This is a genomic window from Mesorhizobium sp. WSM3879 (assembly GCF_002294915.1).
In the GTDB taxonomy this organism is placed as follows: Bacteria; Pseudomonadota; Alphaproteobacteria; order Rhizobiales; family Rhizobiaceae; genus Mesorhizobium.
In genome coordinates this window covers 261,139-274,776 of sequence record NZ_NSFZ01000007.1, presented here as the reverse complement: position 1 = coordinate 274,776, position 13,638 = coordinate 261,139, and the positions used below count along the sequence as shown (strand labels likewise).

The following is a 13,638-nucleotide window of genomic DNA, read 5'->3' as shown; positions in this document are numbered from 1 at the left end:
TAAAAACTGCTCCGGAGCACGGGTTATAGCGATGAGCGACAAGAAGGCCAGCAACCAGATGTGGGGCGGACGTTTTGCCTCGGGTCCGGCCGCGATCATGGAAGCGATCAACGCATCGATCGCCTTCGACCGCAAACTCTACGCGCAGGACATCCGCGGCTCGATCGCCCACAGCGAGATGTTGGCTGAAACGGGCATTATTTCGGCGGCCGATCAAGAGAAAATCGCTCACGGCCTGAACACGATCCTGAAAGAGATCGAGGCTGGGAAGTTTGAATTCTCGACCAAGCTCGAAGACATCCACATGAATGTCGAGGCGCGTCTGGCCGATCTGATCGGGCCGGCTGCCGGCCGCCTGCATACCGCCCGCTCGCGTAACGATCAGGTGGCGGTCGATCTGAGACTCTGGGTCAAGGAGGAATGCCAGCGCGTCGCCCAGGCACTGAAGGACCTCATCGGCGCCTTTCTCGAGCGCGCCGAGGAGCACGCCGCGACGGTCATGCCCGGCTTCACTCATATGCAGGCCGCGCAGCCGGTGACCTTCGGTCATCATTGCATGGCTTATGTCGAGATGTTCGGCCGCGATCTGTCGCGTGTCCGCGACGCCATCGAGCGCATGGACGAAAGCCCGCTGGGCGCCGCCGCGCTGGCCGGCACGAGCTTTTCCATCGACCGCCATATGTCGGCGAAGGCGCTCGGCTTCCGCGAGCCGATGCGCAATTCCCTCGACAGCGTGTCGGACCGCGACTTCGCGCTCGAATTCCTGTCGATCGCCGCGATCTGCGGCACGCATCTGTCGCGGCTGGCCGAAGAGATCATCATCTGGTCGACGCCGCAATTCGGCTTCATCCGGCTATCGGATTCCTTCTCCACCGGCTCCTCGATCATGCCGCAGAAGAAGAACCCCGACGCCGCCGAATTGGTGCGCGGCAAGACCGGCCGCATCAACGGCCATCTGGTCGGCTTGCTGACGGTGATGAAGGGCATGCCGCTGACCTACGGCAAGGACATGCAGGAGGACAAGGAATCGGTTTTCGACGCCGCCGAGACGCTCGACCTGATGCTGGCGGCGACCGCCGGCATGGTCCGCGACATGACCGTCAACGCCATCTCCATGAAAAAGGCCGCCGGCGCCGGCCATGCCACTGCCACCGACCTTGCCGACTGGCTGGTGCGTAATCTCGGCCTTCCCTTCCGAGAGGCCCATCACGTCACCGGCCGCGCCGTCGCGCTCGCCGAGGAGAAGAAGGTCAGCTTGGAAAAGCTCTCGCTGGAGGAGCTCCGCTCGATCCATTCCGGTATCACCGACGGCATCTTCTCCGTGCTTGCCGTGCAGAATTCGGTGAAGAGCCGGACCAGCTTCGGCGGCACCGCGCCGTCGGAGGTGAAGAAGCAGATCCGCTATTGGAAAAAGCGGCTCGCCAAGGCGTGATGCCGGGATGCAATGCGCCGAAAACTCGGCTAAAAGCGCGGCTGGGACAAAACAGTTTCGAACGGATGGATCGATGACCCGAGGCAGGATTTTGGTGACGCTCGCGCTGCTGGCGGCGGTTGTCACCGTCACGGCCTGCGGCAGGAGAGGCGGCCTCGATACGCCTTACGAGGCTGCCGTGCAGGCGCGCAAGGATGCGGAGCGAGCCAAACAGCCGCTGCCGCCCGAGCCTGAGAAACCGGTCAAGGACAAGAAGTTCATTCTCGACCCCTTGCTCTAGAGCCGAGGAGATCATCCGATCTCATCGCGCTCCAATTTTCGGACCTCTCCCCGTGAACCATTTCGACTACCGCGACGGCGTTCTCTACGCCGAGGATGTGGCAATCCCCGACATCGCCGCCAGCGTCGGCACGCCGTTTTACTGCTATTCGACCGCGACGCTGACCAGGCATTTCCGGGTCTTCAAGGAAGCTTTTGCCGGTCTCGACGCGCTGGTCTGCTACGCGATGAAGGCGAATTCCAACCAGGCCGTGCTGAAGACCCTGGCAAGACAAGGCGCCGGCGCCGACGTGGTGTCGGAAGGTGAACTGCGGCGCGCTTTGGCCGCCGGCATCCCCGCGAGCAAGATCCTGTTTTCCGGCGTCGGCAAGACCGCGCGGGAAATGGACTTCGCCCTCAATGCCGGCATCCTCTGCTTCAACGTCGAGTCCGAACCCGAACTCGAACTGCTGTCGGCGCGCGCCACAGCGCTCGGCAAGGTGGCGCCCGTCTCGTTGCGCATCAACCCGGATGTCGACGCCAGGACCCACAAGAAGATCTCCACCGGCAAGGCCGAGAACAAGTTCGGCATCCCGTGGCAGCGGGCGCGCCAGGTCTATGCCCGCGCGGCGGAGCTGCCGGGCATAAAGGTCACCGGCATCGACACCCATATCGGCAGCCAGATTACCGAGTTGCAGCCTTTCGACGACGCTTTCGCGCTGCTGGTGGAACTGGTCGGCGTGCTGCGCGCCGACGGGCATTCAATCGAGCATGTCGATCTCGGCGGCGGCCTCGGCATTCCTTACCGCGTCGACAACAGCCCGCCCCCCTTGCCCGACGCCTATGCCGAGATCGTCCGCAAGCATGTCACCCGGCTCGGCCTGAAGGTGATGTTCGAGCCTGGCCGGCTGATCGTCGGCAATGCCGGCATCCTGGTCTCGGAAGTGATCTATGTGAAGGAAGGCGACGCCAAGAACTTCCTCGTCGTCGATGCCGCCATGAACGACCTGATCCGGCCGACGCTTTATGACGCCTTCCACGACATCAGACCGGTGGTGCAGCCGCCGGCTGCCACGCCGCGCATGAAGGTCGATATCGTCGGCCCCGTCTGCGAGACAGGCGATTTCCTCGGCCTCGACCGCGATCTCCCCAGGCTGAAGGCCGGCGACCTCATCGCCGTCTCCACGGCCGGCGCCTATGGCGCGGTGCAGGCCGGCACCTACAACACAAGGCTCCTGGTGCCCGAAGTGCTGGTCGACGGCGACCGTTTTCACGTCGTACGGCCGCGCCCGACCTATGAGGAGCTGATCGGGCTGGATTCATTGCCCGAGTGGCTGAAATAGAAGCACGAGGGTCCCGCGCTCAAAGGAGCAAGCCATGATGGAGACTGGAGCTATCACGCGGGATCGCATCGCCGCGGTGGAACCGCACATCCGCCCGTTCGTCCGCCACACGCCGGTAATGCGCGTCGACATGGCTGACTTCGGCCGGCCGGCCTTTCCGGTCGATCTGAAGCTCGAATGTCTGCAGCATTCCGGTTCGTTCAAGGCGCGCGGCGCCTTCACCAACCTGCTCGAGCGGCAGGTGCCCGCAGCGGGTGTGGTCGCCGCCTCCGGCGGCAATCATGGCGCCGCCGTCGCCTATGCCGCCATGAAGCTCGGGCACAAGGCCACCATCTTCGTGCCCGAGGTCAGCCCGCCGGCAAAGCTCGAGCGCATCCGCAGCTACGGCGCCGAGCTGGTGGTCGGCGGTGCGCGCTATGCCGAGGCGCTGGCCGCCAGCGAGGATTTTGCCGAACGAACCGGCGCCCTGCAGATCCACGCGTTCAACCAGGAAGAGACGCTCATCGGCCAAGGGACTCTCGGGCTCGAGATCGAAGCCGATCTGCCGGAGATCGACACACTGCTTGTCGCGGTCGGCGGCGGCGGCCTGATCGGCGGCATCGCCGCCTGGTTCGCTGGCCGCATCCGCATCATCGCCATCGAGCCCGAGGGCGCGCCGACGCTTCACCGCGCCTTCGAAGCCGGCAAGCCGGTCGATGCACCGGCCGAGGGCATCGCCGCCGATTCGCTGGCGCCGAAGCGCGTCGGCGAAATGATGTTCCCGATCGCGAAAGCCTTCGTCGAGCGCTCGATCCTGGTCAGCGACGACGACATCGTGGCGGCGCAGAAAGCGCTCTGGGACCGCACGCGAATCATCGCCGAGCCGGGCGGGGCCGCTGCCTTTGCGGCGATGCTTTCCGGTCGCTACGCGCCGGCTCTCGGCGAGCGCGCGGCCGTCCTGGTCTGCGGCTCCAACACGAATCCCGCGAATTTCTGATCGTAAAGGCGGCGAACCCTTCACAGATTTTGGAACCCGCCTCGCCTTCGCCGTGTTTGGTGTTATCCTCTGCTCATGAGGTCCGGGCGATCCTGCCCGGGCAGGAAGGGCCGATGACGGAACGACCCATTTCCAGCGGCGAACGCGGTCTGGCCGGGCGCCTTGCCTTGAGCCGGCTGGCGACGCGGGCCTCGATGATCTTCGAGCGCGGCTGGCCGTTGCTGTTGCCGCTGGCGGTGGTCGCCGGCCTGTTCCTCAGTGTCTCGTGGCTGGGCTTGTTCCAGCGCCTGCCGGATCTGGCGCGGATCGGCCTCCTGATCCTCTTCTCCATCTCGGCGCTCGCCGCGCTCTTTGCGCTGCGCTTCTTCCGCATTCCTTCCGCCGCCGAGGTCGACCGGCGCATCGAGGCAGCGAACGAGCTGCTGCACAGCCCCGTGCAGGTGCAGACCGACCGGCCGAGCGGCGCGGACAGCCTCTTCTCGCAGGCGCTGTGGCGCGAGCACCAGAAGCGCATGGCCGAGCGGCTCTCCGGCCTGGGCGCCGACAGGCCGCGCACAAGCGTGCCGGATTACGACCGCTGGGGCCTGCGGGCTGTGGTGGGGCTGCTGTTCGTCACCGCTTTTGCCTTCTCGTTCGGACCTTTCGGCGGCAGGATCAGCGACGGCTTCGTCGCCAGCGCCGCGCGCGATAGTGTGCCGCCGCGCATTGATGCCTGGGTGACGCCGCCGTCCTATACCGGGAAGCCGCCGCTGTTCTTGACCGCCGACGTGAACCAGGCCGCGCAGGTCTTCAGCGTCCCAGAGGGCAGCGACGTCTCGCTGCGCGTCACCGGCGGAACCGGCGAAGAAACGCTGAGCTATGCCGACGCGAACGGCAATGATCGCGCCATCGAGCCGGTTGCGCCGAAGGGCGCCACGCCAGCCGCGGCACAGCCGGGGTCCCCAGCCGGGCTCAAAGTGCGCCAGTTCTCCGGCAAGCTGAACACCAACGGCACGCTGCGGCTCAAGTCCGGCGAGGACGATCTCGGCCACTGGGCCTTCGCCATCATCCCGGACAAACCGCCGACGATCCGTTTCGTCGGCGAGCCCAAGCGTGCCGTCAATGGCGCCGTCGAGCTCAACTACCAGATCGACGACGACTATGGCGCGGCCTCCGCCAAGGCCGTCTTCGAGCTGTCTGAGCCGCCGCCGGCCAGTGCACATCCGCTCTATGGCCCGCCCGACATGCCGCTGACGCTGCCGCGCCGCGGCGGCAAGGCGAACGCCGCCAAGACGACCAAGGATCTGACCGAGCATGTCTGGGCCGGCAGCACCATCAAGCTGACGCTGACCGCCACCGACGATGCCGGCCATACCGCCACCAGCGAGACCAGGACGCTGGTGATGCCGGAGCGGCCCTTCTCCAATCCGCTGGCCCGCGCTGTGATCGAGCAGCGCCGCCTGTTGGCGCTCGACGCCAACGCCAAGCCGCGCGTGCTCGACCTGATGGACGCGATCACCCTGCGCCCGGAGGATACTTTCGACAACATGTCGCATTACCTCGCGATCATGAGCGCCAGGAGCCGGCTGAAGCTTGCCGAGAACGACGACCAGCTGCGCAACGAGGTGGCTTATCTGTGGGAGATCGCGCTCGGCATCGAGGAAGGCAATCTGTCGGCCGCCGAGCGTCGGCTGCGCCAGGCGCAGCAGGCGCTACAGGACGCCATCAAAAACGGCGCCAGCGACGAAGAGCTCGAAAAGGCGATGAAGGAACTTCGCGAGGCGATGAACCAGTTCCTGCAGGAATTCGCCCAGCGCGCCCAGCAGAACCCGAACGCGCCTCAGATGCAGCAGAACGGTCGGGAACTGCGCCAGAGCGACATCAACCGGATGATGGACGAGATCGAGAATCTCGCCAAATCCGGCGACCGGGACCGGGCCCAGCAATTGCTGTCGGAACTGCAGGACATGATGAACAACCTGCAGGCCGGGCGCCAGCAGCAGGCCGGCGAGCAGGACAGCGAGATGCGCCAGCAGATGGACAAGCTGGGCGAGATCATGCGGCGCCAGCAGGAGATGATGAACGATACCTTCCGCCTCGATCAGATGCAGCGCGGCGATCGGCAGCGCGGTGCAAATCGCGACGAGCAGCTGGGCGAGGATGGCGAGCAGTCGCAGGATGGGCAGAAGCCCGGTGACGACCGCGACCCGCTTGGCCGGCCGAAACAGATGACGCCGCAGGAATTCGCGGATGCGCTGAAGCAGCTGCAGGAGGGTCAGGGCCAGCTGCAGAGCGAGCTCGACAAGCTGAAGAAGGGCCTCGAAGGCATGGGCATGCAGCCCAACGAAGGCTTCGGCGAGGCCGGCAAATCCATGGGCGATGCCGAGCAGGCGCTGGGCGAAGGCGAAGGCGACGAGGCGGTCGGCCACCAGGGCCGCGCGCTGGAGGCGCTGCGCCGCGGCGCCAAGGAGATGATGAAGCAGATGCAGGCCATGCAGGGCGACCAGGGCGGCAGCGAACAGGGCGGACGTCAGCAGGACGCCGACCGCGACCCGCTTGGCCGGCCGCGCGCCACGAAGGGCCCCGACGACGGCAACTCCGTCAAGGTGCCCGACGAGATCGACGTGCAGCGCGCCCGCCAGATCCTCGAAGCTATCCGCAAGCGCCTCGGCAACGCGCTCAGCCCGGACATCGAGCGCAGCTACCTCGAACGCCTGCTCGAACTGAAATAGCGCCCACACCGGTCACCGCCGACATGCCGAAGCTTGGAACCGTCACGCCGATCCTGCGCATGTTCGATATCGTCAAGGCGCGAGAGTTCTATCTCGACTTCCTCGGTTTCGAGGTCCGCTTCGAGCATCGCTTCGACGACAACGCGCCGCTCTATATGGGCATCGCCCGCGACGGCTGCGAGCTGCATCTGAGCGAGCATCATGGCGACGGCTCGCCCGGTGCCCATGTCCGCATCGAAACGGACGGCATCGCTGAGCTGCATCGCGAGTTCAAGGCCAAGAACTACCGCTTCAACAGGCCGGGCCTTGAGACGACGCCTTGGCAGACGAAGGAGGTCACGGTGACCGATCCATTCGGCAATCGCCTGACCTTTTTCGAAGGAGAGTGAGCCAGCGGGCAGCCGCAGGTCGCTCTCGGCACACGCATTGCAGGCCGCGCTGCCTGCCGGTATCGTCATCGTCAAGGGAGAATGGCGATGATCGACTTCTGGTTCTCCATCGGCAGCACCTACACCTATCTTTCGGTGATGCGTCTCGCCGAGGTTGCGGCTGAGAACGGCATCGAGTTCCGCTGGCGACCCTTCAATGTGCGCGCCATCATGATCGAGATGGACAACATTCCCTTTGCCAAGAAGCCGGCGAAGGCCGCTTATATGTGGCGCGACATCGAGCGCCGAGCGGCGATGTACAGGATGGTGCCGAAACTGCCGGCCCCCTACCCGCTGGCCGAGCTCGAACGCGCCAATCGCGTGGCTCTCATCGCGGCGCGCAAGGGCTGGTGCGAAGCCTATGCCCGGGAAAGCTACCGGCGCTGGTTCGAAATGGGTGAGCCGGCGGGTAGCGAGCCAAACATTTCGGCTAGCATCGAGAAGGCCGGACAGAAAGCGGAGCCGGTTCTTCGGCGGGCCGACAGTGATGACGCCAAGGCCGAGCTCGCGGCCGCGACGGAGCAGGCCAAGGCGCTCGGCATCTTCGGCTCGCCGAGCTTCGTCGTCGACGGCGAGCTGTTCTGGGGCGACGATCGCCTTGAGGATGCCATGCGCTGGCTCAAGCAAATGGAGAGCGGACCGCCGGATTGAGCGGACCGTTACGCAAGTCAAAGACTGACTGTTGCCTGTGCCTGCCTGGTCAGCATGAAAGCCTCGCGGATCGCGTTTTCCATCCCGTCGATCGCTTCGCCCGTCGCCAGCGGATTGCGGTGCAGCACCACATTCGAGGAATCGATGTCGCCGAAGCCGTCGGCGGCGGTCAGCTCGCGGCAATCGGGCGGGATGTTGCTGCGCGAGATCGGTGCGATCGCCAGGCCAGAAGTGACCGCCAGCGTCAGGCCGCCATTGGTGTCGCTGGTGTAGGCGACGCGGTAGTCGAGGCCGCGCTGCTGCAGCGACTTGATCGCGAAGTCCCGGCACCAGCCATTGCGGCTGTAAAGCGCGATCGGCACCGGCCGTTCCTCATGCATGTGATGCAGCGTTGACGTCACCCATACCGTGGGATCGTGCATCAGCACATCGCCGCCGGAAAAACCTTCCCACTCGAACACCACCGCAAGGTCGAGTTCGCCGGCCGCAAGCGCCCTCACCTGCGAGTCGGAATGCGCGTAACGCACCGTGACCTCCACGCGCGGGTGGCGTTTGGCGAATTCGCCAAGTGCCCGCGACAAGATCGACCGTCCGTATTCGGCAGGAATGCCGATGCGCACCAGCCCGCCGAGCGGCGGCGCGACCAGCGATGCCGCCGTCTCGTCGAGCAGCGAGACGATGCGGCGGGCGTTGGCGATCAGCTCGCCGCCGCGACGTGTCAGCGCCACCCCGCGAGAGCCGCGTTCGAACAGGCTGTCGCCCACCATGTCTTCCAGCTTCTTCATCTGCATGGACACCGCCGACTGGGTGCGTCCGGCCTTTTCGGCCGCCTTGGTGAAATTGCCGGTCTCGGCCACCGCCACGAAGGTGCGCAGGAGGTCGCTGTCGAGGGTGGGCTTCATTGATGCCGCCATAAGAAATTTTGATTGCTGGTATCATTCCAATTCGTTTGCAACATGTCAAACGCCGCAGGATAGTTGCTCTACCCATTGGATATGCGGCCGTGAGATTCGGCCGCGGACCAATTCGAAGAGTCCTCACTCGTGCCCGCTGCCCGAAACGGTGGCGGGCTCTTTTTCACTGGAACGAACATGCAGAACCGGATGGTGCTTGGCATTTTGAGCCTCTGCCTCGGCGTTCTCGTCTTTTCGTTGCAGGACCCGCTGGTGAAGGCGGTTTCGGGCAGCTATCCGGTGACGGAAGTGATGGCGATCCGCGCCCTCGTGGCGCTGCCGATCCTGGTCGTTATCGTCCAGGCCGATGTCGGCCTGACAGCCTTGCTGTCGAAACGAGCGGGCATGCTGACGCTGCGCGGCTTCATCCAATTCAGCTCCTACACCGTCTACTATCTGGCGATTGCCGCCCTCTCGCTGGCCGACGCGATAGCGCTCTATTTCATGGCGCCGCTCTTTATCATGTTGCTTGCCGGGCCTTATCTCGGCGAGCACGTCTCCGGGCGGACGCTGACGACGGTGCTGATCGGCCTCGTGGGCGTGGTCGTGATGTTGCGTCCGGGCGCCGGATTATTCGACTGGGCGGCACTGCTGTCGCTCGGCTCGGCATTCCTCTACGGGTTCTCGCAGCTGATGGCGCGCCGGATCGGCGAGACCGAATCCTCGACGGTGATGGCCTTCTACCAGAACGGCGCCTATCTCACCGGCGCTGTGGCGGTCGCCGCGGTGTTTCATCTTGCCGGCATCACCCATGCGGGCCACCCGAGCCTCGACTTCCTGGTACGGCCCTGGGTCTGGCCGGCGCTGCCGGACTTCCTGAAGATGGCCGCCTGCGGCTTCGTCGCCTCCGCCGGCATGATCTTGCTGTCGCAGGCCTACCGGATGGCGCCCGCCAACCGGGTCGCCACTTTCGAATATACCGGCATCCTCTGGTCGCCGCTGTGGGGCTTCCTGTTCTTCGCCGAGGTCCCGCGGTCAACGACGGTGCTGGGCGCGGCGCTGATCATCGGCGCCGGTCTGGTTGCACTCAACGGTGAGCGCCGACGCGGCGCAGCACCTGCAATCGCAGCGACCGGCGACGCCGTCTGAACGATCAAGCGAAGCAGCTTAATGCCCGTCCGACGCGGGCGCGTATTTCGGCAAGCGTGAACGGCTTCTGCACGACGTCGAGGATGATGCCGTTCAATTCCTCGGCGCGCTCGCGCTGGTCGGCATAGCCGGTCATCAGCATGATCTTCATGGCCGGAAACTGTTTTGCCGCCGCGGTCGCCATCTCGATGCCGTCCATCTCCGGCATGCGGATATCGGATACCACGAGATCGTAGCTGCCGCGCTGCTGGCGGATCAGGGTGAGCCCCTGCGCGCCATCGGCGGCGATGGTGACACTGTGCCCATCACGCTCCAGCGCGCGGGCAGCGAGGGTGCGGACGGATTCATCGTCCTCGACGATCAAAAGCTTTGCCATGCCGAGATAGATGCCGCCGAAACGTTGACGTTTTCTGAAAATTTGAAACGTCTATGCGGCCTATTTCGGCGCGACCTTACTTGTCGCCTTTCACGACCCCGACAAACGGCAATTCCCGGAAAGCATGCGCGACGTCCATGCCGTAGCCGACGACGAAATAATCGGGGCAGTCGAAGCCGACATAATCGGCGTTGAGCGTGGTCTGGCGGCGCATGCGCTTGTCGAGCAGCACCGCGATGGCGCAGCTCCTGGCGCCGCGCGACAGCATCAGGTCGCGGGTGAAGGAAAGCGTCTTGCCGGATTCGAGGATGTCGTCGATCAAAAGAACGTCGCGGCCGGCGACCTCGTTGTCGATGTCGCGCAGCACCTTGACCTCGCCGCTTGTGGTGCCGGCTCCATAGCTGGAGATGAAGATGAATTCGACCTCGGGCGACAGGCCGACATCGTGCATGGCGCGGATAAGATCGGCGGCAAAGACGAACGAGCCTTTCAGTATCGATATCACAAGCAGGTCGTGATAGTCGCGCCCGGCGATTTCCTTGGCGAGCTCGAGATTGCGCCGGGCGATCGCCGACGCCGAAAACAGGACCTCGATGTCCTTGCCGCGTACAACTGGCATAGCTTTTTCCTTCAGAATCGCCTGCAACGCCGGAGGGGCTAGGTGAAACAATATTCAGGTCAGGCCGAGCCCAAAATAGCGGGTTCCGAGAACCGGAGCGGAGCGGGCACCTGAGCGCCCAAGCGCAGGAAACCACTATTTGCAGGCCGGCATTAGCTGAACATCGATGCACCTACCCGGCGAAGGTGACCGATACGGCCCTCACGCCGTTTCTAGGCACATCGAGCCGGCTGGAAAAGCCGAATCTTTCGCCGGGCGCCAGCGAGCGGTTGGATGTCCCCAACCTGTAGCGGATGACATTGCTGGCATTGTCGGTGACGCGGATCTCGAGCGGCGGCAGCGACTCCGCCCGTACGCTGTCATTGGCGGCCTCGCCGTCGATGAACAGGATGGGCTTCAGCCCCGAGGCATCGATTCGCGACGTCACACCGGAAATGCTGAGCGCGCTTGCCGGCTGCGCAGCCGCCCAGAAGGGGCTCTGACGCACCAGGGCATGTCCGCCCGACACCCAGAAAGCCACGAGTGCGGCGCCCACTCCGGCGGCCCAGAAGATTGGACCGCCACGCGAGGCCGGCTGCGCCGGCGCAGCCTCCGGTTTGCGCAGCATGCCCATGCCAGCGATGGATGGCGTCGAGGGCGCTTGCGGCGGCAACGGCGCCGCAATCGGTTCCGAACGGGCGGCGAATCGCGGCAGCACCACATAGTCGGCATCGACGACATCGGTGTCGAGGATGACGCGCTCCGGCACGGCCCTTGTCGCCGTGCCGGTCATGATTTCGCCGGAAACAGAGCGCGCGGTTCTATCCTCAGCCATTACGGCCCCAGTGCAATCTTCGGTGCTTTTGGGTAAACGCAAATGGTTAACGCTTCCCCACCGGAACTGCTGTGAAACGTCGAAAGCGCGCAGAAATTAACCAACGATTAACCATGCCGGCCGATGGTCTTGGCAGAGAACAGGCTGGCGGGATGCCGCCTGAGGTTTCAGGTCGCCGAACGTGATCCGCTTCGAAAATGTCGGCCTCCGCTATGGCATGGGTCCGGAGATCCTCCGCGACATTTCCCTGCACATTCCGGAGCGCTCCTTTCAGTTCCTGAGCGGCCCCTCGGGCGCCGGCAAGACCACCTTGCTGCGCCTGCTCTTCATGTCGCTGAAGCCGACGCGCGGCCTGATCACCATTTTCGGCAAGGATCGTTCGCGCATCTCGCGCGGCGAGTTGCCGCTGCTCAGGCGCCGCATCGGCGTGGTGTTCCAGGATTTCCGCCTGCTTGACCACATGACCACTTACGAGAACGTGGCGCTGCCGTTGCGCGTGCGCGGGCGCGAGGAGGCGAGCTATCGCACCGACGTCACCGAGCTCCTGAAATGGGTTGGCCTCGGGCAGCGCATGCATGTGCTGCCGCCGGTGCTGTCGGGCGGCGAGAAGCAGCGTGCTGCGATCGCTCGCGCGCTGATCGAGCAGCCGGAGATCCTGCTTGCCGACGAGCCGACCGGCAACGTCGATCCGCCGCTGGCGCGCCGGCTGCTGAGGCTCTTCATCGAGCTCAACCGGCTCGGCACCGCCGTGGTGATCGCAACCCACGACCTCGGCCTGATGGAGCAGGTCGATGCGCGGCGCATGATTCTCGCCGGCGGAAGGCTGGACGTCTATGACTGAACTTCCGGCCGATCACCTGCACGAGGAAGCCGCCGAGACGCCGGCTGCCGTTCGCCGTGTCCAGCGCAAGATGGCGCCGATCGTGCCGGCGCAGAACATCGCCGGCCGGGCGCTGGTGCTGGTCATCGCCATCATGACCTTCCTGTCCTGCCTGACCTTCGGCGCCGTGACGCTGGTGCGCGACACCGCCTCGGTGTGGGAGAACCAGATCTCGCGCGAGGCGACGATCCAGATCAAGCCCGTCGAGGGCCTCGACATGGAAGCAGCCCTCGCGCAGGCCTCTGAGATCGCCAGCGAGTTCCCGGGTGTGAAGGGTACGAGGATCGTCGACCGCGATGCGACGGCGCGCCTTTTGGAGCCGTGGCTGGGCACCGGCCTCAACATCGATGAACTGCCGGTGCCGCGCCTCATCGTCGTCACCATCGACGAAGCCAATCCGCCCGACTTCGCCGCCATGCGCGCCGCGATCACGCCCAAGCTGCCGAGCGCCGCGCTCGACGACCATCGCACCTGGGTCGACCGGCTGGTCGCCATGGCGCATACGACAGTGACGATCGGCTTTGCCGTTTTGGCGCTGATATTATCGGCGACGGTGCTGACGGTGGTGTTCGCCACGCGCGGCGCCATGGCCGGCAACGGCCACATCATCGAGGTCCTGCATTTTGTGGGCGCCGAGGCCCGCTTCATCGCGCGCGAATTCCGTTGGCATTTCCTGGTCACCGGCATGAAGGGCGCCGCCGCCGGAGGTGCCGCCGCTATCTTGGTCTTCATCGTCTTTTCCTGGTGGTCGTCGCGCAACATGGCGACGCCTGAGGCCGACCAGGCGACCGCGCTGTTCGGCAATTTCGCGATCGGATCCACCGGCTATCTCGGCGTCGCCTTGATGGTGCTGGTGATCGGCGCGCTGACGGCGGCGACCTCACATGCCACGGTCGTCGCCTATCTCAGCGAGATCGACATCCGGCAGCCGGAGGCGGTCTGATCATGACGCGTAGCCAAGGGTGGCGCGAATGCAAGAGGTGGCAAGTTGGGTTTCCAATGCGATCCGGACTCCACAAGTGCATGATCACGCAAGGGAAACTGCCGTAACGCAATGTGCGCCGTGCTATCTATGAAAGGCGACGTTTCAGAGTTAACCATTGGATGT

At 64.8% G+C, this 13,638-nt stretch carries 14 protein-coding genes; 10 read left to right on the top strand and 4 right to left on the bottom strand.

Annotated features, from left to right (window positions below):
• The first annotated feature begins 31 nt into the window (after positions 1 to 31).
• From argH to CK218_RS18220, 7 genes are all read left to right on the top strand, one after another.
• Positions 32 to 1,432 (top strand): argininosuccinate lyase, encoded by a 1,401-nt coding sequence (argH, locus tag CK218_RS18250; protein ID WP_095828450.1) that lies wholly within the window; start codon positions 32 to 34, stop codon positions 1,430 to 1,432.
• 73 nt (positions 1,433 to 1,505) lie between these two features.
• Entirely contained in the window at positions 1,506 to 1,712 is a 207-nt protein-coding gene (locus CK218_RS18245) for a lipoprotein (RefSeq protein ID WP_066990222.1), read from the top strand.
• Between the two features lie 52 nt (positions 1,713 to 1,764).
• The gene (gene lysA / locus CK218_RS18240; protein ID WP_066990225.1) at positions 1,765 to 3,033 is read left to right on the top strand and encodes a diaminopimelate decarboxylase; all 1,269 of its coding nucleotides are present in this window, start codon (positions 1,765 to 1,767) and stop codon (positions 3,031 to 3,033) included.
• Between the two features lie 34 nt (positions 3,034 to 3,067).
• A complete protein-coding gene (locus CK218_RS18235) occupies positions 3,068 to 4,009 on the top strand; it encodes a threonine/serine dehydratase (RefSeq protein ID WP_095828449.1) in 942 nt (313 codons plus the stop codon).
• 113 nt (positions 4,010 to 4,122) lie between these two features.
• Positions 4,123 to 6,720, top strand: coding sequence for a TIGR02302 family protein (locus CK218_RS18230; RefSeq protein ID WP_095828448.1), 2,598 nt, complete (start codon positions 4,123 to 4,125; stop codon positions 6,718 to 6,720).
• Between the two features lie 23 nt (positions 6,721 to 6,743).
• Positions 6,744 to 7,109, top strand: coding sequence for a glyoxalase superfamily protein (locus CK218_RS18225; RefSeq protein ID WP_095828447.1), 366 nt, complete (start codon positions 6,744 to 6,746; stop codon positions 7,107 to 7,109).
• Between the two features lie 87 nt (positions 7,110 to 7,196).
• The gene (locus CK218_RS18220) at positions 7,197 to 7,799 is read left to right on the top strand and encodes a 2-hydroxychromene-2-carboxylate isomerase (RefSeq protein WP_245435072.1); all 603 of its coding nucleotides are present in this window, start codon (positions 7,197 to 7,199) and stop codon (positions 7,797 to 7,799) included.
• Between the two features lie 17 nt (positions 7,800 to 7,816).
• On the opposite strand, the gene CK218_RS18215 is transcribed toward CK218_RS18220, so the two are convergent.
• Entirely contained in the window at positions 7,817 to 8,701 is an 885-nt protein-coding gene (locus tag CK218_RS18215) for a LysR substrate-binding domain-containing protein (protein ID WP_095782779.1), read from the bottom strand.
• A 189-nt stretch (positions 8,702 to 8,890) separates the two neighbouring features.
• Here CK218_RS18215 and CK218_RS18210 point away from each other — a divergent pair, with 189 nt between their 5' ends.
• On the top strand, positions 8,891 to 9,841 hold the full coding sequence (locus CK218_RS18210) for a DMT family transporter (RefSeq protein ID WP_066990236.1): 951 nt from the start codon (positions 8,891 to 8,893) through the stop codon (positions 9,839 to 9,841).
• A gap of 4 nt (positions 9,842 to 9,845) precedes the next feature.
• On the opposite strand, the gene CK218_RS18205 is transcribed toward CK218_RS18210, so the two are convergent.
• The 3 genes from CK218_RS18205 to CK218_RS18195 all read right to left on the bottom strand — a co-directional run bounded on the left by CK218_RS18205 (position 9,846) and on the right by CK218_RS18195 (position 11,650).
• Positions 9,846 to 10,217: a response regulator gene (locus CK218_RS18205; RefSeq protein ID WP_067319126.1), complete on the bottom strand. Its 372-nt coding sequence runs from the start codon at positions 10,215 to 10,217 to the stop codon at positions 9,846 to 9,848.
• A gap of 76 nt (positions 10,218 to 10,293) precedes the next feature.
• Positions 10,294 to 10,836, bottom strand: coding sequence for a hypoxanthine phosphoribosyltransferase (hpt, locus tag CK218_RS18200; protein WP_067319657.1), 543 nt, complete (start codon positions 10,834 to 10,836; stop codon positions 10,294 to 10,296).
• Positions 10,837 to 11,008: 172 nt separating this feature from the next.
• Positions 11,009 to 11,650 (bottom strand): hypothetical protein, encoded by a 642-nt coding sequence (locus tag CK218_RS18195; protein ID WP_095828445.1) that lies wholly within the window; start codon positions 11,648 to 11,650, stop codon positions 11,009 to 11,011.
• A gap of 181 nt (positions 11,651 to 11,831) precedes the next feature.
• Here CK218_RS18195 and ftsE point away from each other — a divergent pair, with 181 nt between their 5' ends.
• Positions 11,832 to 12,491 carry a cell division ATP-binding protein FtsE gene (ftsE, locus tag CK218_RS18190; protein WP_095828444.1) on the top strand — a complete coding sequence of 220 codons (660 nt, stop codon included), beginning with the start codon at positions 11,832 to 11,834 and terminating at the stop codon, positions 12,489 to 12,491.
• The gene (locus CK218_RS18185) at positions 12,484 to 13,473 is read left to right on the top strand and encodes an ABC transporter permease (RefSeq protein ID WP_095828443.1); all 990 of its coding nucleotides are present in this window, start codon (positions 12,484 to 12,486) and stop codon (positions 13,471 to 13,473) included. Before ftsE ends, CK218_RS18185 begins: the two co-directional genes overlap by 8 nt.
• The last annotated feature ends 165 nt before the right edge of the window (positions 13,474 to 13,638 follow it).

What these genes read in the sequence shown, in the direction of transcription:
- argH (WP_095828450.1), top strand. Translation starts at nt 32, where the DNA reads ATGAGCGACAAGAAGGCCAGCAACCAGATGTGGGGCGGACGTTTTGCC.
- CK218_RS18245 (WP_066990222.1), top strand. Translation starts at nt 1,506, where the DNA reads ATGACCCGAGGCAGGATTTTGGTGACGCTCGCGCTGCTGGCGGCGGTT.
- CK218_RS18235 (WP_095828449.1), top strand. Translation starts at nt 3,068, where the DNA reads ATGATGGAGACTGGAGCTATCACGCGGGATCGCATCGCCGCGGTGGAA.
- CK218_RS18230 (WP_095828448.1), top strand. Translation starts at nt 4,123, where the DNA reads ATGACGGAACGACCCATTTCCAGCGGCGAACGCGGTCTGGCCGGGCGC.
- CK218_RS18225 (WP_095828447.1), top strand. Translation starts at nt 6,744, where the DNA reads ATGCCGAAGCTTGGAACCGTCACGCCGATCCTGCGCATGTTCGATATC.
- CK218_RS18220 (WP_245435072.1), top strand. Translation starts at nt 7,197, where the DNA reads ATGATCGACTTCTGGTTCTCCATCGGCAGCACCTACACCTATCTTTCG.
- CK218_RS18215 (WP_095782779.1), bottom strand. Translation starts at nt 8,701, where the DNA reads ATGAAGCCCACCCTCGACAGCGACCTCCTGCGCACCTTCGTGGCGGTG.
- CK218_RS18210 (WP_066990236.1), top strand. Translation starts at nt 8,891, where the DNA reads ATGCAGAACCGGATGGTGCTTGGCATTTTGAGCCTCTGCCTCGGCGTT.
- CK218_RS18205 (WP_067319126.1), bottom strand. Translation starts at nt 10,217, where the DNA reads ATGGCAAAGCTTTTGATCGTCGAGGACGATGAATCCGTCCGCACCCTC.
- hpt (WP_067319657.1), bottom strand. Translation starts at nt 10,836, where the DNA reads ATGCCAGTTGTACGCGGCAAGGACATCGAGGTCCTGTTTTCGGCGTCG.
- CK218_RS18195 (WP_095828445.1), bottom strand. Translation starts at nt 11,650, where the DNA reads ATGGCTGAGGATAGAACCGCGCGCTCTGTTTCCGGCGAAATCATGACC.
- CK218_RS18185 (WP_095828443.1), top strand. Translation starts at nt 12,484, where the DNA reads ATGACTGAACTTCCGGCCGATCACCTGCACGAGGAAGCCGCCGAGACG.